The sequence below is a fragment of the Frankia sp. BMG5.60 genome, assembly GCF_059428125.1.
In genome coordinates, this window is sequence record NZ_CM182091.1 from 1,701,862 (window position 1) to 1,728,464 (window position 26,603).

The window sequence follows — 26,603 nt, forward strand, 5'->3', positions numbered from 1 at the left end:
GTCGTCCACGGTGAAGAACACGACCGCGCCGCGCCGCCGCGACGCCGCCGCCAGTAAAGACCGCCTGCTCGCCGCCGCCGCGCACCTGTTCGCCGAGCGCGGGTTCGACAAGACCACCGCCCGCGACATCGGCCAGCTCGCCGGCGTCGACCCCACCATGATCGCCCGCTACTTCGGCGGGAAGGCCCAGCTCTACATCGCCGTGCTGCAGGCGGAGGACGCCGGGGAGACCCCCACCGACTTCCTCGAGCCCGACCGGCTCGCCGCCCTGATCCGGCGCACCGACCGGAGCGGTCCGGGGCCGATCTTCCTGGCCGCGCTCAAGCCCTACGACGACCAGACGGCACAACAGGCCGCCGCCGCCGAACTCCGCCGTCGCATCGTCGCCCCCCTCGCGGCCCGCCTGGCCCGGGAGCACGCCGCCGACGCGCACCTGCGGGCCAAACTGCTCACCGCCGCTCTCATCGGCGTCGTCCTCGCCCGCCACACCGGGGTCCTCGCAACACTCGCCCGCGCGGACACCGACACGGTCCTCGCGCTGCTCGAGCAGGCCCTCGACCAGGGCTGAGACAATGCGAGCGCCCCAGAGCGCGCAGCCGATTGCAGATCGGCCGGCCCTGGACCATCATGGAGCGTCCCCGGCCCGGGCGAGCAGATCCCGCACCGCGGGCACCATCGGATGCTGCGGGCCGAAGGCCCGGACCAGGTCGGAAGCCAACTCGGCCAGCGTCCCGACGGCCGCCGTCCGATCACCCGCGCCGAGCTGCAGCACGCCGATCTGGCGGCGCAGCTCGAAGACACGCAGATCCTCAACCCCGAACAGTCTCACCTCGTCCGCGAGCAGGTCGTTCAACTGATCGAGAGCGCGGCCGATCGCACCGAGCAATGCGAGGCAGGTCGCCTCCCTGAGCCGGCATCGCAGGACCCGCTCGTCGCCCGGACCGTCCCGGCGGGTCAGATCGCCGACGAGGGTGTGGAAGGCGTCCACGGCACGGTGGAAGTCGCCGCCTTCGAACAGGATTTCTGCAAGCTCGACGCGCATGGCCAACACGTCCGCGCTGTCGGAACCTGCTTCCCCGCCCGCTTGGCGCACCGCCGCGATGAGCAGGCCGGCGGCCTGGCTGTGCCGGGATGCACGGGCCAGGGCCCGGGCCTCGTCACGGACCCGACGCAGATCGGCACGGTCGACCACGCCGGCCGGGCCGGTCCCGTCCGAGGCCGACGGCGACTGAGCCCGCGACCCGGACGAGAGTGCGCCCGAGGTCCGCGCGCCGACCGCGGCTCGGGGCTCGGGCGGCGACGCGGCCGGGCAGTCTCGTGGCTGTACCCGGGCCGTGACGGCCGCGTACATGCGGACCGGGTTGTGCGGCGCATCGTCGACGACGCCCGGGATCGGCCCGAGTGTGGGTACGCATCCGATCAGCGCCGTGTACACCTGCTCTGCACCGGCCGGGCGTTCCTCCGGTGCCTTGCGCAACATCGCGGCGACAAGACCGTCGAGAGCGGCCGGCGCGTCGGCGCGCAAGGACCGCACCCGGGCCGGGATCTGCTCGACCTGCCGCTGCATCACCGTGTAGGACGACGCCCCGGCGAACAGACGCTGGCCCGTGAGCATCTCGAACAGGGTGGCGCCCAACGCATAGATGTCGGTGGCGGGTGTGCTCGCGCTGGCGAGCACCTGCTCGGGGGCCATGTAGGCGGGGCTGCCCAGATGCGCGCCGGTCGCGGTGATCCTGGGCAGGTCGGTGCGGTCGAGCGCGACGGCAAGCCCGAAGTCGAGCACCTTCACCGTGCCGTCCGGTTCGAGCATCAAATTCGCCGGCTTGAGGTCGCGGTGGATGAGCGACGCCCGGTGCGCGACGGTGAGCACGGAGGCGACCTGCGCGGCGACCGCGGCCGCCCAGCCGATCGGTAGTGGACCATGCTCGGCGATCACGTCGGTCACGCTCACCCCGTGCACCCGCTGCATCACCAGGTAGGGCCGCTGCCCATCGGTTCCCGCGTCGTACACCGCGGGCACGCCGGGATGCACGAGCCGCGCGGTGATGCGGGACTCTCGGAAGAACCGGCGGACCAGCTCCTGGTCGTCCGGCCCGTCAAGATGGCGGACGAACTTGACCGCCACCTCCCGGTCGAGGGTGATGTCACGGCCGAGCCAGACCTCACCCATGCCGCCTCTGGCGAGGGGAAGATCCTCCAGCTCGTAACGCCCGCCGATCAGCCGACGCCCGGTCACCGCGACACCGCCATGCACGCCTCCGCCAGCCGCCTCATCATCGAGAACCTGCGTCGCCGCCTCGTAGGCTGCCGTCGGCAACGCCGAGATAGCCCAGGCGCGCGACTTCGGCGCCGAAGTCCAGCACACCGCGCAGCGAACGTTCGATTGCCGCAAGGCGGCGGTACTCCGCGCCGCGGGTGCGCTGTATGGCCATGGGGAGCACCGGAACTCGCAGCCGACGTAGCTCGGTTCGCGCCGACGACCCGCCGGTCGGACCGGCGGGCTGAGCTGCGGCGCCCGCCTCGGCACCGAATCCGGTTCGGTAACCGCCGGCGGCCCGCAGGCTCCCGGCCAGGAAGAACGGATCAAGCCGCTCAGGGTCGACCCGGAGGAGTACCACCCGTGGCCCAAGCACCGCCCCGACGTCCTCGGCCTCGATGACCCGGGCGGTGATCCCAGCCGATGTCGCCACCCCGACGACGTCTCCGGGCCGCAGCACCACCTGATTGGCCTGCGGCCCGGCCCGTCCGGACGAGGACCGGGCGAGCCGCACGTCGTCGGCTGTGAGCAGCCGCAACTCGCCGCCCCTCTGCACCTGCGCAGGCGCCACGACGATGCGCACGGCCCCGGCCCGCGCCAGCTCACCCAACGGGAGGTCCGCGGTACCGGCCGGGCCACCGTCCGGTGATCCGTTCTGGGCGGACCTGCCGACGGCAGTCAGGTCAGGCACCGCGGCGACCAGCGCGGTCACCGCGGCGAGCAGGCCCTCGCGGGCGGTCGGAAAACACTCGCCGGTGGACGGGGCAGGCGCCGTCCGAACGTGACGGTGGGGGCTGAGATCGACTTCCTCGTCGAGCAGGTCGGCGACGGGCATGCGCCGAAACCCGGGAGGCAGCTCGGGATCGCTGTCGGCCGCGTCGGCCCGATCCGCGGTGAAGGAACGCCATGCCGCTTCCACCACGCCGAGATCACCGTCGGCCGTACCGAGAAGGACGTCGACCTCGCTCGCCCGCTCATCCGGCTGCTGCAGGATCCACAGGTCGGGGGCCGACCCAACCGGAAACAGCGCCGGCGGCAGCCCCACCACCGCCCGCAGCGCCCGGGCTCGCAGCAGGTTCGCCCTGAGCCGGCGCCCCGCGCGGCGCGACGCGGCGGCGGCGGGCATGACGACCAGCACGGAGGCTCCCACGCCCGCGTGCGCCAGGCAGTACTGGACCCAGGCGAGTTCGGGTTCACCGCGGGGCGGAAGGCCATATCGCCACCAGGGCGATCCGAGCAGCTCGTCGTAACCCCAGGTACGTTGCCCGAAAGGCGGCCGGCACAGCACGGCGTCGACCCGTTCACCCGCGAAGGCGTCGGCCCGCAGCGAGTCGCCGACGACGATCCGCGCCTGCTCGCCGCGAAGTAGCAGCCCGGCCGCGCTCACCCGAGCCACCGTCGGGTCGACGTCCTGCCCAAGCAACTCGCCGACCCCGGCGGACCGGGCCGCCTCCAGGGACCGGCCGATCCCACAGGCCGGGTTGAGGACGCGGGCCCGTGCCGCTGTGGGCCCGCGCAGGCCGGCGAGGGTCACCATCAGCTCCGCCGCGGCTGCCGGTAGCGCCGCCGACCACCGGGAGTGGACCTCGTGGAAACGGGCGCGCACCGCGTCGAAAAGATCCGCGTGCCCGTGGCTACCGACCGCCTGCGCGGCGACGCGGGCGATCGGCACCCAGGCCGGATCCCACGCGCTGCTGGCGACGTCGGGCAGCTCCGGCACAGCCTGGCCGATCGCCGCTTCCACGGACGCGGCCACCGACGCGTCCTCGCCGCCGCCGAGCAGCCTGACCGCCTCAGCGGGATCACGCTGGTGGTAGACGAGGAACCCGCCGAGCCGGCCGATCAGCTCGCCAAGGCGCGGGTCGTCGACGGCGCCGCGGATCCGCTGCCAGACCCGGTCGGCGGGCTCGATCTGGAATGGCCGATCATGCCGGGCGAACCAGTTCTCGACCTCGGTCAACGCGAACAGGGGACGGCTCGATGTCCCGCCGACCGGCCTGGGGAAGTCGGCGAACCGGTGCCTCCAGTTACTGACCGCGGCCCGGCCGACGGCGGCGAGGCGCGCGATGTCACTGGCGGTCACCGTGGCGGCGACGGCCCCGTTCGCGCTGTCTTTCGACGGCATATTCACCTCACCCGGGAACGCCTGGTCGGAGACGGGTGAGGATTCCGCTCGTCATCAGCGCGGTGATGTGCTCGGCAGCGCGGCGCGGCGGCGTACCGCCCCGGACGAGCAGACCCGCCTCGATGTTCTCTTCTACTCCGGACGAGGTGAGGTTCGCGCTCGACACCAGCAGGGCGCGCCGGTCGGCGACCGCGATCTTGGCGTGCATCCGGGCCGACGGGTGCGCGCGGCGCCGGGTGGGCCAGTGCCAGAGGTCGACGTCGCGCAGGTCGGCGAAGGCGACCGCGGGCTCAGGGCCGTTCAGCGCCCCACCGGCGCCCTGCAGGGTTTCCACGACCACGCTGACCGTGACGCCCCGGCCGAGCGCGGCGGCGAGCGCGCTGAGCAGCGGTGGGTAGGGCCGGGCGGAGTAGGTCATCAGCAGCAGCTCGGCGGTGGCCTCGGCGACGAGGTCGACCAGTACCCGGGCGGTCGCCCGTACCGGCACGTCGTGGCTGCCCGGGCCGCTCCACACCGACTCGACACGGGTCGCCAGCGCCTGCCCCAGATAACCGTCGGCCACTCCGCGCAGGTAGGCGGCGGCTTCGGCCGGCGCGATCCCCTGCCCACGGCGCGCGGTGAGCAGTTGTCGGACCGCGGCACGGCGCGCACCACCGGGCACGGCGGCGAGGACGGCGTACTCCCAGTCCGGGCTCGTCGGGCCGTCCGATGTGGTCGAAGCGGTCGGGGATGCCACCAGCGCGATCCGAGCGGCGACATCGCGCAGTCGCTGCGGTCCGAGCTCGGCGACGGCGGTGGCGACGGCTGCGGCGAAGTCATCTCCGGCGAAGTCATCCGGTGGCAGCCCGCCCGCTCCACCGGCCTCCCCACCGTCCGGTTCGACGCTGGCCGAACCGGGGTCGCCGACCGAACCGGGGCCGGTGGGGGTCGTCACGGCAGCTCGCCGAACAGGGCGAGGGCGCGGTGCTGCGCGCTGTCCCCGAGGGGGACGACGAACCGGCGGTCGAGGAACCGGTTACCCCGTTCGCATGTCGTCTCGGAGACGAACAGGCACACGTGGCAGGCCGCGCCGTGCAGGAAGTCGGCGGGGGCCGTCGGCAGCCGTTCGGCGCACAGCGGGTCAGAGGAGCAGTGTTGGGCGTCGGCGAGGGCCCGGCGGGTGAGCCGGAGGAGCTGGTCGGGCTCGGCGAGCGACACCAGCCCGCCGAGGGTGCCTTCGGCGTCGGGAACCGCGGTGTAGATGAGGATGCCACCGCGCGGATCGTCGGCGGTTCCCGCGTAGATGCGTTCGCTCAGGCTGGCCGAGCTGTAGCCGCATTCCAGGGCGATGGTCCGGATCAGCAGGTGGGACAAGGTGTGCAGGGCGAGGAATCGTTCTCCGGGCCAGCCGTGCATGGGGTCGAAGTCGCCGGGGATCCGGTCGGAGTAACGGTTCAGCCGGAAGCGACCGTAGGCGTCGCGGTGTTCCCGCATCTCGACGCTGCCTGCGACCCGCGCCGCCCACGGACCGAGTACCTGCTCGGGCACCCGGAGAAAGATTCCTTCGCCGCGGACCTCGCTGGCGGGCACCCAGGTGGCGCTGCCGCGGGCCAGCGGCGCCCGGATGACGAGGTCGGGATCGTCGGGGTCGGGCGCGTCCAGGCGGGTGAAGCCGGTCAACGCCCGTACCTCGCGCAGCCGCTCGGCCTGAACGACGTCGGCGTAGCAGCCGGCGAGCGCCGCCGGTACCCCGGCGGGGTCGCGACGCAGGGTGAAGTCGTCGGTGGGATCAGGCAGAGTGGAGGCGGAGAAGATCTCCCACTCGGGGGTCCGCAGGTCGGGGTAGGCCCGTTCGTCGTCCGCGTCGCCGTCCGGGGCGGCGGCCTCGACCGCGGCCCGGTGCCGCTCGATCGCCGCCCAGACCTCGTCGGTGGACCACCTCTCCACCTGGCGCATCATCGGGATCGGCGCCAAGCGGGCGAACTCCAGAAGCATGACGTTCTCGACCGTGTTGAAGAACTCCCAGTTCTGCTCGATTTTGGCGGCCAGTTCGCTCGCGCCGGTACGGGGCACGGACAGCACGGACAGCGTCTGCGCGAACCACTGGTTGGAGGCGCCGACGACGAGCAGGCGGGATTCCTGCGGGCAGCCGTCGTCGGCGAAGGTCGACAGATGCGGATGCCGTCCGCGACAGCGCGGCAGGTTCTCGGCGCCGCGCCGGCCCATGGCCTCCCGGATGTTGCGCCGAGCGTCGCAGTTGACGCAACGGATCTCGACGTTGGCGCCGATGTTGCCGCCGCGGTCGTCCATCCGCAGCCGTGGATGGCTCGCCTGGTCACATTGGCCGCCGCGGTGAACGAACAGCCGGTAGGGGAAGTCGTCGAGATGCCCGGCGGTGCAGGCGAGCACGAAGCGGGCGGCGACGGCGAGGGGACGCCGGCCGCTCCGCTTGCGCGAACAGTCGCCGTGGAAGAAGCGGGCGAGATGCGGCTGATTCGGCCACGGGTTCTCGAATGCGAAGATTCCCGAGGCGATCAGGTCGAGTTCGTTGCAGGCGGTGCAGCGCAGCCAGTTCGGGAACGGCACGGTGGGCACGCCGATGCGGGCGCCCTGGCCGGTGCGGTCGTCGCCGTCGGTCTCCGCCCAGGGGGCGGGGCGCAGCTCGGTGACGCCGCGGTCGTAGAGCCTGCGCACGGCCGCGAGCAGACGAGGCTCGATGATCGGCTGGTATTCGGGGATGTTGCGGTAGTCCCAGTCGTCGAGGCCGCGGATCAGTGCGGAGAAGTTCGGCAGGTCGACGAGCGCACCGACACCGCTGGTGAACATGAGGTGGCTGGGACGGACGGCACCGACCCGCCGGTTGTGCGCCGTGACCATCAGCGCGCCCTCCTCGGCCGAGCGGTGCCGGTCGATCGGGTCGGGCGGACCGGGACGAGTGCGGTCTCCCCGAGCTCGTCGCCGACCGGAGCGATCTCGTCGTCGGGCCTGTCCGTCCCGCCAGGTCCGCCGCCATCGTCGTCGCCGTTCGCAGCGGCGCCGAAGGTCCAGGGCGGCTCGCCGTAGGCGGGAGCGAAAAGCTGCGCGGCGGCGGGGACCAACAGGTTGATCTCGTGCTCGGTCTCCCGCATCGACTGGGCGACGGTGAGGACGTCCCAGGGGCCGTGCCCGGCGGGTTCGAGCAGCCCGGCGACCCGCTGACGCCCCCCGGCGGAGCGGTAGCCGATCCGCGACGGGCCGGTCTTCGTCAGCTCCCAGCGCTCGACCAGCTCCCGGATTCGTTCTTCCAGGTATTCCCGGCCGCGGGGGCCGGCGACGGCTTCGGCTCGGGCCAGCAGCCGTTGGATAAGCCCGCTGATCGCCGGCCCGGCGAGGTCGACCTGGTGGGCGTCGATGTTGCGGGTGTTGGTGTCCTCGGCGTGGCGGACGGCGGCGACGAACGTGCCGGTGGTGGTGCGGTCGAGGGAACGCCGGGTGAACGGGGTCACCGACAGCGCCTCGACCTGGCGGTAGAAGGTGGCGTGGTAGTGCTCGAAATCCTCGTAGTGGGCCAGGTCCCGCGGCCGGGCCCAGTTGTAGAGGGTGACGACGAGGCCGGGGCGAGCAAGATCGCGGCCGACCCGGGAGGACGCCTGGATGTACTCGGCGGTGTTCTTCGGCTGGCCGACGACGGCCATCAGCCCGAATCGGGAGACGTCGACGCCGACCTGCAGCATCGATGTGGCGAGCACGACGTCCACGGGCGCCCGGTCGTGGCGCATGCGGGCCGTGAAGCGGTCGGCGAGGGGGTGGGCGGGGCGCCGCTGGCCGCTGCGGGACGCCTCCGCGCGAAACGATTCGCTGATGTTCTCGGTGATGGCCCGGCGCCGGATGGAGGTGTCGAGGTCGGGGTCGAACGGGATCTCCAGCCGGCCGAGTACCTCGCTGATGTCCGCGGACGACACCCGGGAGGTCAGTTCGGAGATCGAGAGCATGCCAGCGGCGGTGACGATGCGGTTGGACAGCCCTTTGCGCCGGCCGTGGGTGCGTACCCGGGTGGTGACGTCGTCGTCGAGGTAGCGGCGCATGCCGGCGAGTTCGCGGGTGGCATTGAAGTAGCCGACGAGCGTCAGGTAGGGCTCGGCGGGGGCGCCGTGCTGGTCGAACAGGGTCTGGCCGGCGAGCAGGAGGATCTCGGCGAGCCGGATCTCGGCCGATTTCATCCGGTTGCCGTGGGCGCAGACGCCGAGGTAGCGCCGGCCGGGGGTCTCGGGGGTGATCGGGACCTGCCTGGAGAAGAACGTGTCGGCCACGTCTGTCACCTGCGGCGGGAAGATGGCGAGGTCGCGGCCGAACACGCCGAGTACCTGGTCGCGGGCCCGCTTGGTGGTCGCCGTCGACGCGACGATCTTCGGACCGGTGAGGGTGCCGCCGTCGGGGGTGGGCACCGGCCAGGTGCACAATTCGTCGACGGCGCTTTCGAACAGGCCGACGGTGGTGCCGAGCGCACCGGAGATCAGATGCAGCTCGTCCTGGATGATCAGGTCGGGCGGGCGGAGCCGCGCCACCGGTTCGCTGGTGACCGCGGCCAGTGCTCCCCGGCTGTGGTGGCGGGCGCCGCAGCCGATCCGGGCGTCAAGATCGTCGTGACGGTAGCCGTGCCGGGGGCAGCGTTCCCGGACCCGGCCGAACAGGATCCCGGCCTCGCCCCGCCAGGGAAGCTGGGCGAGCTTGTCGACGGTGGCGATGACGAGGCTCGGCGCGTAGCGGTAGATCTCCTCGTCGACGGTGAGGACGGGCAGGCCCTCGCCGGGCGCCATCCGCCGGGAGAACGGGCAGGCATCGGCGCCTTCGCCGCTCGGGCAGTACAGCAGGACCCGGCGGACATCGGCGTCGACGTGCATGTCCCGGTGCGCGCCGAGGGTGGTGCCGCACCACGGGCAGCGCAGCGTCTGCAGGACGTTGGCCCGTTTGCCGTCGCCGGCCTCCCGGGCTCCGTCGATCTGTTCGCGCGCGTCGTCGAACCGGTTCGGCGACACTCCTCCGCCGACCCACAGGCCGATGCGGAACGGGGTCGAACCCCAGGTGGCCGGGTCGTCACGGCGCAGCACCTCGGCGGCGCAGACCAGGGTAGCGGCCCGTTGGAACTGCTGGGCGGTGAGCAGTCGCAGCGTGTACCGCATGAGCACGCTCACTCCGGCTTCACCGGAGCGGGCGGCGACGCCGGTGCCGATGGTGCCCTGCAGGCGGCGGATCGCGAAGGTATAGGCGGTCAGCCCCAGGTAGGCCTCGGTCTTGCCGCCACCGGTGGGAAAGAACAGCAGGTCGACGACGGCGGTGGCGTCCGCAGCCCGTTCGGGGTGCGCGGGGTCGGTCAGCGCGGGCAGGTTGAGCAGGACGAATCCGAGCTGGAACGGCCGCCAGGAGGCGGCCTGCGCTCCGCGCGCGGTCACCTGCGCCTCGGCGGTGGCGTAGTCGAGGTCGTGCTCGTCGCGCAGCCGGGCGATTGCCGAGTGCCGCCGCTGGGCGGCCATCGCCCGGTTGGCGAACCGGAACGCGGCGAGGGCGTGGCGGTGGCCAGGCCGGTCCGGCTCGGTCAGCAGGTCGATGCCGGCGCGGATGCGGCCCGCGGCCCGGCGGGCGTCGGCGATTGCCGTACGCGCCGCCGGTCGCAGCCGGGCCGGCAGGGCCGGCACCTCGGCATCCCGGTCGTCGAGCCAGGCGGCGTAGCACTCGGCGAGCGGAATCAGCCCGCGCCGCAGGACGGCAGGCTCTGCGGTGGCGAGGGTGTCCATGGACAGCTCGGCCTCGGCCAGCGCCGTGCCCGGCCCCGCGGGGGCGCTCGTCGTCGGCACGTCGTAGGTGGGCAGCCAGGTGGTCTCCAGGCGGTGGGCGCAGCTCTCACCGGGCCGGACCCACGGGTGCACGGCGACGTTGCGGCCGGTCGAGTAACGACGCTCGCCCCGGTAGAGGAGCTGCAGGTGCAGGTCCTCGTGGTCCGCATGATCAGCAGCGAAGGCGATCGCGTCGATGCCACTGTCACCCGGCTGACCGGCGGCCTCGTCGGTCGGGTCGTCGATGGGCAGGAAGACCGCCCGCTCGCCGTCGAGGGCGGTCACCGAGAGCTTCGGCTGGAACAGCCATGCCGTGTCCGCGTATGACGGCGGCTCGGGCTGGCCGTTGATCAGCGTCAGCTCGACGACCCGCCGGTCGCCGCGATCACGCACCGCGACGGCGAGGAAGATCCCCGTCTCCTGGTCGCCGACGAGTGCCACCCGTCGGGAGCCTGCGCCGAGATGGTCGTCGAGCCGGATCTCCCGATTCGGGAAGACCACCGGCTCACGCGCCCACGCGCTGCGCTTGCGGCCCTCCTCCTCCTCGATCTCCTGCCTGGTGTAGCGCCCCCAGGAAGCGGTGACGGTCACGACGTCGACCGGATCGGCCCCGGCGGTGCCGGCCGGGACGGCGAAGGCCAGCCCCATCGACGACGCCCAGATGCGTCCGCGGTTCTGCGCCGTGGTGATCTCCGGCAGTTCACCGTCCCCGTCGCCCTGCACGGCCGTCTCCGTGTCAGCGACGAGATCCCCGGCGGCGGCCTCCCGGGCGCCGCGCGGGGCCGGCTTCGGGCCGAGCATTCCGACGAGGTAGCGCTCCCGCGGACCCATCGCCCTTGGATGGAACTGTTCGTGCTCGCCGTCCCAGGGGCCGAGGAGATCGCGGCGGACGAGCTCGGCGAACGCGTCGCGAACCTCGTAGGAACTCGCCGGGGTGAAGTCCTGCGGGGTGTCGAGGATCTGCGCGGACGTGCGGCTGTCGGCGCCAGCCGCACCGGCCGGCCCCGGCGCGGCGGGCGGGGCCGGCGGGCGTTGCGGCGCGGGGAACAGCCCGCCCTGACCATCCAGCGTCACCACGGCACGATCTCCCCCTTCGGGCATCCACCGGGCTACGACTGTCGAATCCCGCGAATGCTGTGTACCGAGTTCACAATCTACCATCGGCCACATCGGCTGCGAAGGTCACCATCCCACCGGAGTCCGACAGTTCCGTGCCAACCCCGGCCACCGACGCTGGTCGGGTGCTCGATTCGGAGATCACCGGTCGAGGCGGGCCTCGCAGTTCGGTTCGCAGAGCAAGCCGTCCTCGCCGGGCCGTCCGGACAGCAGCGCGACCTGGGTGCTACGTGTGGTCAAGCCGAGGCGGGTCTGGGTTGCGTCGTAGCCGTCGTCCACGCTGCCCCCGACCGCCCCGGCCCCCACCCAGGTCTCGGTGTTGATCCGCCTCGGGTCATAGCCGAACCACTTGACCACATACTCCGAGGCAAGGTCGTAGCACTCCCCGGTACGTCCCTTGCGGTGCGCGACGCACCAGTCGGCCAGCGAGTACCAGGCCCCGAGCAGCACGGCCTGGTAGACGGGCCCGCTGGTCTCGCCGTACATCACGTTCTGCACGTCCCACATCCAGGGCTTCGCGTCGTCACCCATGACGTCGAGAAAGAGCGTCACGCCGGGCGCCAGCCGGTCGGCGGTTATCGCCGCGGCGCTCGGGGTCGGACCGCTCGGAGTCGCCGTGGCCACCGCCGTCGCGGCCGGGCCCTCACCTGGGAGGGTCACCGCCGCACCGGCAGATGGCGACGCCGGACCGGCTCCGCCCGTATCCCTCTCGTGGAGCACGAGGCCGACGCCCGCCGACGTCGCGACGGCGAGGAGTGCCGCGAGCGCGCCGACGCCGAGCCGCCGTCGAGTCCGCTTCGGGCCCCGGTTCGGATCCACGGTCGGGACCGGGCCGGCCGGGCCAGCCCGGTCGGCGGCGGGTGGCAGATCGGCGGCGAGCCGTGACGGCGGCCGGTCTACGGCGGATCGAGCCTCAGCGCCGGAACCCATCGACCAGGCCGCGACGAGAAGGCGGGTGACCACGGCGGTACGGTCCGCGTCATCGGGTTCCTCCCCGACGCCGTCCGTTGTTGCCAGCAGTTCGTCGAGCACGTCGCCGATCGTGGGCCGTGCCCGCGGATCCTTGGCGAGCGCCCGAGCCAACAGCGGGTACAGATCCAGCGGTACTCCGGCGAGGTTCGCAGGGTCGTGCCGGATACGAAAGAGCACCGCATCGCTCGACCCCTCCCCGAACGGTGATCGCCCGACGGCGGCGAAAACCACCGTGCAGGCCCAGGAGAACACGTCGTTCGCCGGTGCAGCGGGCGCCCCTGCGAGCTGCTCGGGGCTCATGTATCCCGGACTACCCACCGCCGTGCCGGCGCGGGTCAGCACGGTCACGTCGGCGGCCTGCGCGATACCGAAGTCGATGACCTTCGGGCCGGACGGAGTGAGCAGCACGTTCGCCGGCTTGAGATCACGATGGACGATCCCGGCGGCATGGATCGCTGCCAGCCCCTCGGCCAGGCCGATCGCCAGGGTCCGCGTCAGGTCCGCCGGCATCGGCCCGCGGCGCTGGACATATCGCGCCAGGCTCGGGCCAGGCAGGAACTCGGTCACGAGATACGGCGGGTCACCGTCCGGATCGGCATCCACCACCCGCGCGGTGCAGGCGCCATGGACCCGGCGCACCAGAGTGATCTCACGGCGGAACCGGGCCCGGAACTCGTCGTCGGCGGCGAACTCCGCACGGATCACCTTCACCGCGACCGGCTCACCGTCAGCATCAATTCCCTGGTAGACGACCCCCATACCGCCCACGCCGATCTGCCGGCTGAGCTCAAACGGCCCAAGCCGACATGGAAGGTTCATCCCCCTGGCCCCGTCCTTCCCGCCATCCAGCCCTAGTCCTCACGCTTCGGCACCGAACTGATTCTCCGCCCCTTGCCGGATCATCCAAGCAGGTACCACTACATATCGGGCCACCACCGCCACCGATCGCGATGGCGCCGGCCCGGCGGCTACGCCGAGAAGCCGAAGGACAGTCGACAGTGACGGCCGTAACCGTCACAATCGGCGCGTGAGCGCCCATGCCCCGTGACGCCACCACGCCGTCCGACGTCCCGGCATCCACCTGGACGGGTCGGTCCCCCGGCCCCGATCTCGACGCGCTCCAACGCAAGCTCGATCTCCTCGACCTCGCCGCCGGGTCGCCGACCGATTCCCGCGAGCCGACGCCGGGCCGACCTGACGACGCCGACACGGCCACCACCGCCGCGGAACGCAAGGCCGCCCTGCTCGACCGGCCGCCGTCCACGCCACGGGAGATCCCCGCCGCACCTGCCGAAATCGACACACCGGCGGCCAGGAAGGCGGCCCTGCTCGACGCAGCAGCCGAACGCCGCGCCCCCGACTCCACCGACACGCCAAACGCCCCGAAGGCGATCGGCGACCGACCGGACCTGGAGCGGCCCGAGCTCAACGACAAACTCACGGCGATCTATCAGGACAGCCTGAGAACCCCCGCGGGTCGCGCCTTCTTCGAGCCGAACGACCACGAGCTACGCGGATCGGCGCTGTCAGCCAGACCGAAGACCGGGTATTACACCGCCGACTTACACGGCTCACCGAAGACCTTCAAAGTCGGCGATGAGCGTCTTGACGCCGGGGAGCTCGCCAGCCTGATCCGATCGGACGAGCGATGGCAGGAGCGACCCGTCCGGCTGCTATCATGCTCCACCGGAGCCGGCGATCATCCGGTCGCAGAGAAACTCGCCAACGAGCTTGACGTGACCGTCGAGGCACCGACAGGAGCTGTGTGGGTGGACCGCACCGGCGAGACGGTCATCGATGATGTCAGAACGCGGAACCGGTTCGGTTTCGCCGTACGCAGACCCGGAGAATGGGTCACTTTCATACCGGAAGGAAAAGAACAGCACGATGCCCCTTGACGACTCTTCCGCACCGCGGATGACAGCCCTGTTCGACGGTTTCAACGGTGAGGTGCCACACTTCGCTTCGCGTGCGACGATTCCTCCCGGGCCGGAACGTGACGCCCTGCTCGGCTACCTCGGGCAGGGAAAAATGCTGATGCGCACAACCGCCTGCGACATCGATCAGGTCGAACCAGCCAGGGGCGAGGTGGTGCCCATGAGCTTCCGAAGCGACGGCGCCTGGATCTGGTCCGACGGCATATCCTACTATTTGCGCACTTACGGCATCTCACCCGAAGAGTCTTTCCGCGATGATATACGCGCACGCGCATATGTCTTTCCCGAACCCAGCGAGGAGAGACTACTGGAAGCCCTCGACGTGTTGAAGGAAAGCCAGTTCACGTAAGCTCACATGGTCAGGACCCGTCGATCAACACCCAGACGGCTCTGGGATCGTTGTTCGACTTGCCAACCCATCTGATCAGACCTTCGGCCTCCAACGCTTTGAGTCGGGTCTTCAATGTCGGCCTGCTCATCTTGAGAGCCTGGGCAAGATCACCGGTTCCCAGTGGACCGTCCGCCGCACGCAGGACGTCCAGAACATCCTGGCTGCCTTTCGGCAGCCTCGCCGCGGTCTTGGGATCCAGGCGAGGTATGGCCGCGAGCACCAGCTTCACACTCCCGGCGCTCTGCTTGTACATCGGGTCGGTGAGCCCAACCCGCCTCATCTCCTCGAACATGCGTTTGATTCCCTCGCCGAGTTCCTGCGCAACCCGCAGGTCCGCGCACACCCTTGCAATCCGCGGGTTGCGCGCGAAGCGGCTTATATCCAGAGGCCGCGACGGGTCGGCAAGTCCCGGGAACCGGCCCGGACTCTCGATCTCGATCCTGTTGGGATAGATCTCGACCCTTATGTGGTCTCCACCGAGGCTGTACGACCGATGGATCACGGCGTTGACCAGTCCCTCGAGCCAGGCATCCCGTGGAACGATCGGGCGACCGACAAAGGTACCGTCCTTGTCAAGCCCTCGCCGTTTCGGAAGCAGTCTCTCGATCACGCTGCTCGCCCGGTGCACCGACTGCGGGATCGATCCCTCGATGCGGATGTCGGACTCGTCGTCGAGTCCCAGCCTGGAGCCGGTCCCGCGCTCAGTCGTCAGGTACCTCAGAACCCGGACGTATGCCTGCGGGAACAGGTCCTGCGGGTGTGATCCAAAAAGCAGATATCCCGCATTCGTGATTTTCTTGTCGCGGGTGATGAGAGTCCGCGCCTCCAGCAGTCTCACAGAGGTGCTTGTCGATCCAGTCTTCTCGCTGTAGACGGCGAGCTGTTCACAATCGAGGTCGTCGATCGTGATTCCTGGGGCCGGCATCCCGTCGAAATGAGTCTGGCCCTTGTCGTACTCGAGTTCCTGCCGGGCCGAGAATCCCAGCTTGCGCGACTCATCGCCGATGCGCAAGTAGCAGTCGCCGTTCTTCAGTTCGTGCACCCGCTCGCTGGGGTCCACGCGGACAACGAGCAGCGTGTCAAGCTCCCCATCGTCGTTCCGGCAGGCTACCTGGTCGAAACGGGCCCGTACCGGAGGCACGGTGAAGTCGATCGGCACCTGGCGGAACTCGTTGACCTTCTGCGCATGGGAACGGAGCCCCTGAACCTTCCCCGAGTGCAGCCCGACGACCAACGTGCCACCCTCGGCGTTCGCGAAGGCGACAATCGGTACAGCAAGGTCTCTCGGCGCGACCAACAGGGACTTCCGGTCGAACCACTGGTCTTCGGGAAGTATGAGGAGCGCCGGCCCCACTTCGTCGAGCGATGCCGCCAGGGCAGCGTCGACCTCGTTGGCAGTCACAACCAACACTCTAGGATCTTGCGCACGCGAGGGCGCGCCGCCCCCAGGACTGGCGTCACCTTCAAGTAGGCCTTCGAGTAGCCGCCAACCCGAGGCATCCATGCAGGTCAGATGCATGATCGAGAATTCGTGGATGTTTCGAGTAGTCGCCGCAGAGCGCCCGGCGACCACGACATCATGATCGAAAAAGTCTAGCAGGGCGCAGTGGGTGGTTGGCGCGCCAGGCTGACTCCGGGAGGCTCAGGCCACCGTCACCGCGCCGTTCTCGCCCACGAACATCACCTGGACCCCGATCCGGGCGAGGCTCCCGCTGGTCCGGGCGTGAAGCTTGCGGTAGGTCGGGACATCGGGAAGGCCGATGACGATCTCGTAGTCCGAATGCTCGTCGATCGTGAGCATCGCCTTCAGCAACGCCGCAGAATACCAGTGGCGAGCCTGGGTCGCCGGATGCGTCGGCTTGACCTCCCCCGCTCGGGCAGGATCGGAATACCTGCCGCGGGCCGGGTATCCCTTCACCTCGACCGCGAGGGTCCGACCGTCCCGAACGGCGAGGATGTCGATTCCCCGTTCTCTGCTGGCGGTGTCGGCGACGCGCCGGATATCCCATCCCTGCCCGATCAGATAGAAGACGAGCATCGCCTGCACGGACGCCTCCGACGGCCCGGCATCGGCAAAACCCGCATCGGTGGGATCCGCAACGGGACCATCCGTGAGGCGAGCCGCCTCGGAGGGATCGGCGTCGGAGAGTTCGGCGGACGTCGGGGCAGCGGCACCGGCCGTCGAGGCGGCGGCGTCGGCCTGCGCGGCCTTGCGGGCCGCGTAGGTCCCCCCTTAGTTCCCCGGGCGAAGACGACCCGCTCCACATCCTGGTTGACGGACGCGACGTGCCAGCCGGCGGCCCGCCAGGCCAGCGCCTGGCCATGCGAGTTGTTGGCCCACCACGTCCGGTGCAGCCGCGCCGACGGCGGCAGTTCCCCGACCAGCTTCTCCACCTCGGCGAAGCTCATGGTCACTGCCTCGGCCCGTGCCGCGAGCCCTGCGAGGTGATCCCGCAGCGCGTCGTACTTCCCCATCGCGTCTCCGCTCTCCTGATAACCCGCGAACTCTCTCGATCACGGCTGCTGGTCACACATTCCTACCGGCCGCGGCTACGGGTTCCTCCCACAGCCGCCGACCGAGGGTCCTGCGGCTGCGTGCGGCGGCGCCCAATCGGCCAGCGCCACCGCACCCACCGGATCGACCGGACGGTACGGCGGGTCACTCCGGCCGTCGTGGACGGAACCGGAACGAGGGAGCAGCCCGCATGTGCCGGCGGATCAGGCCGACCGTCTTCCGCTCACGATGCGAGCCGCCCAGGCTGTGGGCGCTGTCCGGGTCGGGCTGCCGGTCGTCGGAGGTGGGTGCGCAGTGCGTCAGCCGGGCGTTCAGCTCGTCGTACCCGTCGTCGCCCGGCTGCAGGGTGGCGAGCGAGCAGCTGATGAACCCACCCTCGCCGTGGGTCGTCGCGATGCTTTCGATGGATCCGTCAGCGAGCCGCATGATGATGGCCATCCCGGATCTCCTCTTCTCGTCTGTGGGATGCGGGTGAGGCGGCGGCTGATCGCCGCCGGCGGTGGGTCAGAAGCTGGGCCACTCGATCAGGCTGGTCGAGGTGAGCAGGCCGGAGGTGTAGACGAGCGTGCCGTGGGCGGCGTCGACGGTCAGGCAGCCCTGGAACTTCTCCCCCTGGCCGAGGGTCGCCGCGTTGAATGCCGGCTCGCAGCCGATCGTCGCCTGGACCCGCGCGCCGTCCGGGGTGCGGACGAAGAAGTCGAACGGGTTGACGTCGAAGCCGGCCTTCGCCGAGGTGAACGACACCATGAACGTGGCGAACGCCGGCCCGCTGGTCGGCGTGCTCACTCCGCCGAAGAACGACCCGACCGCCTTCGGCGCGGCGACGCTCACCGTCGCCGCGGCCTCGCCGCCCTTGCTGATCTGCAGCACCTCGCCGTATTGGGCCTGCTTTGCTCCCTGGGACGCCCCGCCGCCCGCCGAAGCGCTGTCGGAGCCCGCGGCCTGGCCGGGCGCGGTCGTCGCGCCGGTGGAGGAGACGGACGTGTCGTCCAGGTTGCAGCCGGTGAGCCCACCCAGGCCGATCAGACCGGCGAGAACGGCGGCGATGGTGAAACGTGCCCTGCTCATAAGATTCCCCCGTGGTGAGGCGTGCATCCTGGCACGCCAATAACAATGGTGGACGAGACCCCGGACGTCAGGCCACGGCAAACGTTGGCCTCAGAGCCGAACGGGCGAACCTGCGAGAATGTTTCGGTGTGACGGCTGGAAAAGCCGCCGCATATCCGGGGGCGCGGCAAGGTCCCACCATCGCCGGCCGATCGGATCGACCCCGAACAACAGCGATTCTGAATCTCCCCGGGCTTTCTGTCAATGTTTTTTCGGAAGGCTAGGTGGAGGATGGCTGCGCCCGGATCCCCCCGAGAATCCGGGCGCGGCCGATCGCCGTCTGGGCGCACAATGCCCGGACGGTAGAGGAGGTGGACAGAAAACTCGTTCACAGCCGGCAATCCGGGAGTTACCCGGATTGCCGGCTCGGCGTCAGACGGGTGGCGTCCTTCGCCGTCCGCGGTTCACAGGTCGAGCAACGATCCCTGATTCGACGGTGCGGCGGCGGCCCTGGTACGCGTGGCCTTCTTCCTGGCGCCTTTCTCGTGCAGGCCGGCGGCGACCTCCTCGGCGTACCGGGCATGGTTCAGCTCGAGCAGCCGGTCGAGAACCTCCCGTTGTGCCCACGGCCCGATCGTGTACCGGGTGTACTTTCCCGCCGGGTGAAAGCCGTGGTCGAGACCCCGCTCGATCATGTCCTCCCAGCCGTACGCCCGGAAGGTCGCCTCGTCGATGAGCCGATGAATCTCCCGCAGCTCCACGATGTCGGCGTCGTTGCAGGCCGGGTCGAACACCAGGTTGTACGTCTTGGTGAGCCCCGACTGCCGCGCCAACATCACTCCCCGCCGAAACCCGTCCAACCGCTCCCCCAACCCCCGCATCTCCGCGGACAGCTCTGGCAACGGCAGTGTCTCAAACACATCCGACGGCGTGTACCGCAGATCCGCCTTCATCGACGACGCCCGCGACGCCGCCCACCAATAGTGCGGCGCACTGGAGAGCAAGGCCAGCATCGCTATGTCGTCGGTAGCGAATACTCCGAGCATGTGAGAGAACACCTGCCCGGTCGGCACCATCACCGGCATCACTGTCCGACTCACCAGCGCTATAACAATCACACTTCTAAGATTTTTGATTGCAGCGCGCAACCCTGGCGCAAGCTTTTCAAATCTCCACCAAGATTCACGAGTCGCACGCTTGCTATCGGGGAATTGGTCCCTGATCGGCTTTACGAGACGCCGGAGACGATCAACACAGTAAGGGTATTCTTCAGCTTGCCCCAAAGACCTTCCACCGAAATCAATAACCCATCTACTCGCCACATGCGTGGGACTACTTGAAAGGTCTTCCCCGTTTAGATAACGAAACAATACCTGGGCGTTTCGCGAATCTCTTTCAATCAGTGCCGATGCTTCTAGATCACCAACTACAAATCCGATTCCGTTCACGAAGTTTCCAATGAACGCTACTCCTCGACTTGCGGTCAATCTGTTAGGATTTCCAGAAGCACGAGATTCCGGATCCAGGGTTGGCGCGATGGAAATGGCCTGGATGCCGTCCACGAAGCGGATCGCAGCCGATCCAATCTGGGCTGTGGTCCACACAGCACTGAATTCCAGAGCTGCCGAACGAGACGGCCAGGGCCGACTCTTAACCGACCGCCGGATCACGTTGCCACTGGCTACGATCTGGTCGAGGCCGACCTCGCGGGTGTCACCTTGGGCCAGGGTGTTCGTGGCAATCAGACCAGTCTGGCCGCCACCGTTGAGCATTGCGTGCGCACGCAAGGCGAAGTAGGCGATCAGATCGGCGTTGCCCTTGACTCCGCGGGCCAGGATGTCCACAAGGTATTCACGGTAGGCCGAGCCTGAGGCGCCGCTGATCTTCTTGCCGCCCAGGAACGGCGGGTTGCCGATGACGGCGTCGAAGCCGCCCTGCTCGAAGACCTCGGGGAAGACCAGGGGCCAGTGCAGGGGCTCGCGGGTGAAGTTGCCGGCAACGTGGTCGGTGGCGAGCCAGCGGGTAATCTCGCGGCGAGCGTCGGCGGGGTCACGGCGGGCGGCGGCGACGTCGGCCGCGAGCTTTGCCGCCTCCTCGGAAGCGATCTTCTGGCCGCGTTCACCCCGGCCGGAGTGCGTCAGGGTCGCGCCGATCAGTGCGTCGGCGTACAGGTTGATCCGCGCGGCCTTGGCCTTCGCGTCGGCCAGGAGTTCGCGTTTCTTTTCCAGCCCAGGCAAGGAGGAGCCGTCGGTCTCGACGATGTCTCGGCGCTCGTCGGCGATGTCACGGACAAGTTCGCGGACGCCGACCGTCCAGCCGAAGATGTCGGTGTGGATCTCTCGGCCCTTGGCAGGCTCGAGGTGCATGTATTCGAGCTGCTCGACGGAGGTGATGCCGAGCAGGGAGTCGCCGGCGACGAGGCGGTCGTCGAGGAACGTGAACGGGCGGCGGGCGTCCATCGAGACCAGCCACAGGGACAGCTTCGCCATCTCGACGGCCATCGGGTTGATGTCCGCCCCGTACAGGCAGTGCTCGATGACCAGCCGGCGGGCATCAACGACGACGCCGTCCTCCTCGACGTCGCCGGCCAGGTCGGCGGGCAGGTCGGCGGAGCGGCCCGGGTGCCCGGCGGCGCGGGCGTCGCTCTCGTTGATCCACGCCTCGACGAGGCGCTCGCCGAGGTAGCGGGCGGCGGCGACGAGGAAGGCGGCCGAGCCCATCGCGATGTCGGCGACCTTCAACGCCAGGATGTCGGTGCTGGAACGCAGCTTCCAGGCGTTGCGGTCGGCGGTCTGCAACGGGCCGGGCGCGTAGACCAGCGGCTCCAGCGCGTTGTTCGCCACCTCCTCGGCGAGGAACCGGGGCGTGTAATGCGTACCGGTGTTCTTGCGCAGCGGCGACTCGGTGACGAACAGGCCGTCTTCCAGGATGACCACCGGCTGGCCGCGCAGGTCGGTGCGCAGCAGGCCGTGGAACGGCAGCAACCGCTCAGCCGTCGGATAGTCGCCGCGGGTCACGGCGAGCAGGGCCTTGCGGGCCTCCTCCCGCTCGCCGGCCTCCAGCGGAACCAGCCGCTTCTCGATCGCCTTCGGCGAGCCGAGGCCGCTGTCGGCGAACCGCTCCGCCAAGGCGGCGGCGAGCAACGGGCGGCCGCGGTGCCGGTCGGCCAGCTCCTCCAGCTCGGACAGCGTCGCCTCGGCTTCCAGGCCCTCCTTGCCGACGAGGCCGACGACGACCTCCCCGGCCGGTGCCCGCTGCCCGTCGTAGGACAGCAGACCCTCGTAGACGTAGCCGATCTGCTCGACGTCGAGGGTGCGGAAGCTCAGCGTGCGTCGCTCCCGGGACTTCCCGCTGCCGACCTGGATGTACTGCACGGCGCGCAGCATGTGCAGCACCGTCCGGTCGTCGACGCCGAGCGGCAGCCACGGATGCGCGGCCGGATCGAACAGCGAGCCGTCGTGGGCGTGCATGTGCAGCCGGGGATGGCCGACCCCGGCGTACACGGCGGTGAACAGGGCGCGCAGCCGGTGCCAGGCGGCCGTCGACTGCTCAAGGTCGTCCTCGGTGGCGCCGTCATAGAGCTGCTGTTCGAGGTCGGCGCACAGCCGGCCGGCCGAATACGTGCTGGCATACAGGTCGTTGTCGGCGGGTAGCAGGCCGCGTTCCTCCGCGTAGAGCAGGAAGACGATCCGCATCATCACCGCGACGGCGCCGCGGTACACGTCGTGCGCCGCGACCTCGCGCAGGCCTACCCCGCCGCGGTCCCGTTCGGCGACATGCCAGCGGCCGAACGCGGCGACGAGCAGCTCCACCGCCTGGCGGACCTGCACCCCGAGCGCCTCGGTGATCTCCTCCTGGCTGCCGAGGCTTGCCGTCAGCAGCGGCACCAACGTCTCGTCGTCGGGCACACCGAAGAAACGCCGCCGGCACAGCAGCGAGACGAACGCCCGCACCACATCGCGCTCGGCTGCCTCCGGCCAGGACACCGCGTCGAACACCACCGTCGACGTCACCCCGCCGCGTGGCGCCCACACCAGCGCCCACCGCCGGCCGTTCGTGACCAGGGCCAGTTCGACCCCGTGATGGCGGCAGGCCATCGCCGCCCGGTCCACCGGCGTCGCAGCCCACGCCTGCCCGCCGATTCGTGCCGTCGGCGACTGGGACGGGCCGATGACCAGGCCAAGCAGCCGCACCGCGTCCGGCTTGACCTCCACCGGCCTCGCCTCGGCCGGGCTCTCTTCGGACGCCCCGCCGCCCAGCTCGGCGGCTGTGGCCGGGTCGACGAGAACGAACGACGGCACGATCCGGGTGTCATGCTCGGCGACCTCGACCGCCAGCGAATCCAACGCCGATTCGGGCCAGACGAGGGTGTCCCCCCAGCCCAGCAACTCACCCAGGACGAACCGAACCCAGCCGAGCTGGCCGCCGGCCAGATCGTCCGACCAGACCGCGTGCTCCCGACGCAGCCGCTGGCGGGCCTTCTTCTCCAACGGGTCGAGCGTCGGCCACACCCGCCGCAACACCGGCAGGCTCAGGAACGGACCGCTGACCTCGACCAGGCTCAGCCACTCCCGGTGCTGAGCCACCCCGTCGGGCACCGGGGGCCGGCGCCGACCGCCGGCTCCCGCACCGCCACCGGCTCCCGCACTGCCACCGCGCCGGGCGTTCACGCCGCTCATCGCGTTTCCTCCGCTGCCGGCACGACCACGACGAGCGCGACCGGGAACTGGTGCTGACGTGGGTCGCGGTAGCGCCGGGCGATCAGGTCGAGTTCGCGCCGACGTTCCTGATCCAGCCGGGCCAGCCGGTCCTGCCAGGCCTGCCGGTCCCGGCGGTACTGGGCCAGCTCCTCCCGGGACTTCTCGATCTCGGCCAGGTCGAACAGGGCGTTCTCGTCGTTACCCGGATCGTCGAGAGCCGTGCGCAACGTCGCGGCGAACTGGTCGAAGTTGGCGGCGATCCGCGCCTCCTCGGCGCTCTGGCGCTGCGCGAGGACGCGGGACAGCGAATCCGAGCGGGCCCGCGCACGCCAGTCCAGGGCGGCCAGCAGTCCCGGGCGCATCGTCGGCCAGCGTTCGGCGACGCGTTCCCGCGTCTCGGCGGAGACAGGGCGGTCAGCCGCGAGCGCACCCGTGACGAGCCCACCGAGCACCGTCAGGTTCTCCAACCGGCGGAACCGCCCGGTCGCCGGCGCCCAGCCCCCCGCGTACAGGACCTCCTCGTGCAACCGGATCCCGTCCGCGCCGACCAGCACGAACCGGGAGAACGCACCGATCAGCACGTCCTCGCAGCGCGGATCGTCGCTGCGCACGGCGGTGACGCGGTGCAGGCCGACGTCGGCGTTGTTCACGGCGCCGCGCAGCAGCCGCGCCGCCATGTCCACGAGAGGATGGCCGAGATGCGCCAGCACGACGTCGTCACGGCCCTTCGCCACCGCCGGGTCGAAGGTGACCGGCCGTTGCCGCGGCGGCGTGCCGGACGCGACGCCGTCACGGCGCAGCTTCTCGGTGAGCCCGGCGGAGGCACGCTGCCACGAGCCGGTCAGCGTCGGCACCGTGAACAGACCGTCGGCGTACTCCTTCTCGTCGACGTGGGGGGTGAGCGCCTGCTGGCGGGCGAGGCTCAGCGCGGTGCCGACGACCCGTCGTACCGCCGCCGGAGTGATGCCGAGCTCCGCGACGGTCTCGTCAAGATTCTCCCGCAGCCGGCGCACCTGTTCGCGGACGTCGTCGGTGACGGGAACGGCCTCGCCTGCCCCCGCCGCGCCGCGGCCGGCCCGGGCGCCCCGGGCAACCCTGGTGTTCCCGGCTCCAGCACTGGCCGCGGTCGCCCCGCCCATTGCGCCTCCGCTGGCCCCGGGGATGTCGAGGTCATCCGGGTCGGGGACTCGCTCCCCCAGCATCCGGCGGGCCACCCGCTCGGAGAGCACCGCGTTGACCGCGCCGAGGTCGGCCTCCATCTGTGCGACCTTCTTCACGACCCGGGACAGGAACTCCAGGTCGGCCTCGAACGAGTCGACCGCTCCCGACCAGCCGGAGCCGACAAAGTGCCGGATCTCCGGACGGTGGCGCTGCCCGTACCGGTCGATGCGGCCGATCCGCTGCTCCAGCTTGTTCGGGTTGAACGGAATGTCGTAGTTGACCAGCCGGTGGCAGTGGTTCTGCAGGTCGATACCCTCGCTGGCCGCGTCGGTGGCGAGCAGAATCCGCATCGGATGCTCGCTCGGCTCCGCCTGGAACGCCAGCCGAAGCTGCTCCCGCTCGTCCCCGGCCAGCCCGCCGTGCAACAGGCCCAGCCGGTCGCCGCCGAGGCCCTGCTGGCGCAGCAGGCCGGCGAGCCAGTGCTGAGTGTCGCGGTACTCGGTGAACACGACGACCCGCTCGTTCAGCCAGTGCTGCCCGTCGGGCCGGCACACCGCGGTCAGGTAGTCCAGCAGCGCGCGGGCCTTGGCATCCGGTGCGGCCTCGTGGGCGTCCGCCCAGCGCCCCATCCGGTCCAGCAGCTCGAGCTCGACGTCGGTCGGGTCCGGCTGCATCGGGCCGACCCGGCCGAGGGCGTCGTCCTCGGCGTCGGCGAGCTGCTCGTCGTCCAGGCTCGCGAGCTCGTCGGCGAAGTCCTCCATCCAGGCGGGGATCTCGTCGACCCGGTCCGAACCGTGCCCCGAGCCCGAGGTGGCGGCGCGTCCGTGCCGGGCCGCCAGGGTTTCCCGGTAGACGCCCACGGTGTGGCCGAACGCGGCTGGGGAGGAGAACAGCCGCTTCTTGAGAAGCAGCGTCACCAGGTCGGTCGCCTTCCGACCGCGCCGGGTGTCGAGCCGGGCGCGGCGCAGCGCGGCGAACTCCTTGAGCAGGCCGTGGATCTCACGTTCGCCCTCCGGGTAGACCACCGGCATGTCGATGGAGCGGCGACGGGCGAACCGGGGCGTGCCGTCCGCGTTCACGATCCCGCTCTTCAGCCGGCGGACCACCACCTCCTCCTTCGCCGCCCGGTCCGGTTCGACGCCGCGGGCGAACCGCTGGTCGTCGAGGATCTCCAACAGCGCGGTGAACGATGCCAGGTAGCCGTTGTGCGGAGTGGCGGACAGGAACAGCCGGTGGGTGAAATGCGGGGCGAGCCGGCGGATCAGCTTCGTCTGCTGGGAGTCGACCGCGTAGACCTGCTTCGGCGCGGCGGGGGCGATGTGATGCGCCTCGTCCAGGATGAGCAGGTCGAAGGTGCGCGGGTAGGTCGGCTGGCCGTCACCGGGCAGCACCTCGTCGAGCAGGCGCTGCGCCTTCGGGCCACGCAGCCACGGCAGGCTGACGATCGTGCGCGGGTAGACCTCGAACGGGTTCGCCGCACTGCCATGAGAACGCCGGACGGCCGCACAGCGCTCCGCATCGATGATCGTAAAGTCACGGCCGAACTTCTCCGCCATCTCGTCGCGCCATTTCAGGGTGAGCCCGGCCGGACAGACGATCATGATGCGCCGCGCCCGGTGGCGCAGCAGCAACTCCTCGGCGACCAGGCCCGCCTCGATGGTCTTGCCGAGGCCGACATCGTCGGCGAGCATCAGGTTCACCCGGGGTGCCTCCAGCGCCCGGGCCACCGGTTCAAGCTGGTAGTCCTCGACGGCCACCCCGGAGCGGAACGGCGCCTGCAACCGGCGGGCGTCCGCGGAGGTGACCGCCGACCAGCGCACCGCGTCGAGGAAGGCCGCCAGCCGGTTCGGCGAGTCGAAGCCGTCCCGGGTGATATCCGGCAGCGAGCCGCTGGGCAGCACCCGCCGCCCCGGCTCCACCTCCCAGATCACCTCGATCGTCTGTCCGTACCGACCGTCCTCCACGCTCTGCAGGGCGACGACGGTGCTTGCCGGCACGACGGCTCCCGGCACCGCAGCAGGCTCGGCGCCACCTGCGGCGATGCCCGCGGTGTCGGTGTCGGCGACCACCCACTTCTGGCCGCGGACCTCGACCAGCGTGCCGATCCCCGGCGCCGCCGGAGCGGGCGGCACCGGTACGTCACGTTCGGCCGTCGAACTCGGCACTTCCTACCCCCTAGATGGACAGCCCGATCAGTCTGGCAGAGCGCCGGGCATCCGATCCCTGGCCCGGCCACCCGCGCAGCGCCACGCTCCGCATCCCAGACCTAACGGACATCCAAGGAGAGAGACTACACGTGTGAATCCAGTTCACGACCGATGGATTCGACGGCGTCGTACCGGCCCGGCGCGGCCCCTACGGGGGTGCCGGCTGGCCGTCTCACCGACCGCCGCTCTCGTTTGGGTGAGAGGGCGGTCGGTAAGTCGGCTTCACCGGACGTCGACCATCCGGACGTCGACTGTGAGGTGGCGGGCTTGGTGGGGTACTGGCCGATCCAGTGATGGCATCCAGGCGATGCTCGACGGCCTGGGCGTCGACGCCGAGGCGCCCTCCCCACCGCCGTCGTCTTCCGGCGGGGACGGCCACGCCCGGT

16 protein-coding genes are annotated in these 26,603 nt (G+C 70.4%); 3 read left to right on the plus strand and 13 right to left on the minus strand.

The genetic code is table 11. The annotated features are described in order from the left end of the window. Nucleotides 1–10: 10 nt before the first annotated feature. Nucleotides 11–568 carry a TetR/AcrR family transcriptional regulator gene (locus tag AC5R91_RS06835; protein WP_495396292.1) on the plus strand — a complete coding sequence of 186 codons (558 nt, stop codon included), beginning with the start codon at nucleotides 11–13 and terminating at the stop codon, nucleotides 566–568. 57 nt (nucleotides 569–625) lie between these two features. On the opposite strand, the gene AC5R91_RS06840 is transcribed toward AC5R91_RS06835, so the two are convergent. The 6 genes from AC5R91_RS06840 to AC5R91_RS06865 form a co-directional block, all read right to left on the minus strand. Beyond that, nucleotides 626–2,236: a serine/threonine-protein kinase gene (locus tag AC5R91_RS06840; RefSeq protein WP_495396293.1), complete on the minus strand. Its 1,611-nt coding sequence runs from the start codon at nucleotides 2,234–2,236 to the stop codon at nucleotides 626–628. A gap of 37 nt (nucleotides 2,237–2,273) precedes the next feature. Next, nucleotides 2,274–4,382: an N-6 DNA methylase gene (locus AC5R91_RS06845; RefSeq protein WP_495396294.1), complete on the minus strand. Its 2,109-nt coding sequence runs from the start codon at nucleotides 4,380–4,382 to the stop codon at nucleotides 2,274–2,276. A gap of 7 nt (nucleotides 4,383–4,389) precedes the next feature. Further along, on the minus strand, nucleotides 4,390–5,316 hold the full coding sequence (gene drmC / locus AC5R91_RS06850; protein WP_495396295.1) for a DISARM system phospholipase D-like protein DrmC: 927 nt from the start codon (nucleotides 5,314–5,316) through the stop codon (nucleotides 4,390–4,392). After that, nucleotides 5,313–7,238: a DrmB family protein gene (gene drmB / locus AC5R91_RS06855; protein WP_495396296.1), complete on the minus strand. Its 1,926-nt coding sequence runs from the start codon at nucleotides 7,236–7,238 to the stop codon at nucleotides 5,313–5,315. Before drmB ends, drmC begins: the two co-directional genes overlap by 4 nt. After that, entirely contained in the window at nucleotides 7,238–11,248 is a 4,011-nt protein-coding gene (drmA, locus tag AC5R91_RS06860; protein WP_495396297.1) for a DISARM system helicase DrmA, read from the minus strand. Before drmA ends, drmB begins: the two co-directional genes overlap by 1 nt. Before the next feature lie 180 nt (nucleotides 11,249–11,428). After that, nucleotides 11,429–13,078 carry a serine/threonine-protein kinase gene (locus AC5R91_RS06865; protein ID WP_495396298.1) on the minus strand — a complete coding sequence of 550 codons (1,650 nt, stop codon included), beginning with the start codon at nucleotides 13,076–13,078 and terminating at the stop codon, nucleotides 11,429–11,431. Nucleotides 13,079–13,296: 218 nt separating this feature from the next. Between AC5R91_RS06865 and AC5R91_RS06870 the strand changes: the two genes are divergently transcribed. Together AC5R91_RS06870 and AC5R91_RS06875 are read left to right on the plus strand one after the other, a co-directional pair. Beyond that, the gene (locus tag AC5R91_RS06870) at nucleotides 13,297–14,157 is read left to right on the plus strand and encodes a DUF8616 domain-containing protein (RefSeq protein ID WP_495396299.1); all 861 of its coding nucleotides are present in this window, start codon (nucleotides 13,297–13,299) and stop codon (nucleotides 14,155–14,157) included. Then, entirely contained in the window at nucleotides 14,147–14,545 is a 399-nt protein-coding gene (locus AC5R91_RS06875; RefSeq protein ID WP_495396300.1) for a hypothetical protein, read from the plus strand. Before AC5R91_RS06870 ends, AC5R91_RS06875 begins: the two co-directional genes overlap by 11 nt. A 10-nt stretch (nucleotides 14,546–14,555) precedes the next feature. On the opposite strand, the gene AC5R91_RS06880 is transcribed toward AC5R91_RS06875, so the two are convergent. The 7 genes from AC5R91_RS06880 to drmD all read right to left on the minus strand — a co-directional run bounded on the left by AC5R91_RS06880 (nucleotide 14,556) and on the right by drmD (nucleotide 26,175). Then, a complete protein-coding gene (locus AC5R91_RS06880) occupies nucleotides 14,556–15,989 on the minus strand; it encodes an ATP-binding protein (RefSeq protein ID WP_495396301.1) in 1,434 nt (477 codons plus the stop codon). A gap of 240 nt (nucleotides 15,990–16,229) precedes the next feature. After that, nucleotides 16,230–16,634 carry a hypothetical protein gene (locus tag AC5R91_RS06885; RefSeq protein ID WP_495396302.1) on the minus strand — a complete coding sequence of 135 codons (405 nt, stop codon included), beginning with the start codon at nucleotides 16,632–16,634 and terminating at the stop codon, nucleotides 16,230–16,232. Further along, a complete protein-coding gene (locus tag AC5R91_RS06890; protein WP_495396303.1) occupies nucleotides 16,607–17,062 on the minus strand; it encodes a DUF7662 domain-containing protein in 456 nt (151 codons plus the stop codon). The genes AC5R91_RS06885 and AC5R91_RS06890 overlap by 28 nt, the downstream gene beginning before the upstream one ends. Nucleotides 17,063–17,246: 184 nt before the next feature. Further along, nucleotides 17,247–17,540 (minus strand): hypothetical protein, encoded by a 294-nt coding sequence (locus AC5R91_RS06895; RefSeq protein ID WP_495396304.1) that lies wholly within the window; start codon nucleotides 17,538–17,540, stop codon nucleotides 17,247–17,249. A 66-nt stretch (nucleotides 17,541–17,606) separates the two neighbouring features. After that, a complete protein-coding gene (locus AC5R91_RS06900) occupies nucleotides 17,607–18,170 on the minus strand; it encodes a hypothetical protein (protein WP_495396305.1) in 564 nt (187 codons plus the stop codon). 443 nt (nucleotides 18,171–18,613) lie between these two features. Further along, entirely contained in the window at nucleotides 18,614–22,828 is a 4,215-nt protein-coding gene (locus AC5R91_RS06905) for an Eco57I restriction-modification methylase domain-containing protein (protein ID WP_495396306.1), read from the minus strand. Beyond that, nucleotides 22,825–26,175 carry a DISARM system SNF2-like helicase DrmD gene (drmD, locus tag AC5R91_RS06910; protein WP_495396308.1) on the minus strand — a complete coding sequence of 1,117 codons (3,351 nt, stop codon included), beginning with the start codon at nucleotides 26,173–26,175 and terminating at the stop codon, nucleotides 22,825–22,827. Before drmD ends, AC5R91_RS06905 begins: the two co-directional genes overlap by 4 nt. Nucleotides 26,176–26,603: the final 428 nt, after the last annotated feature.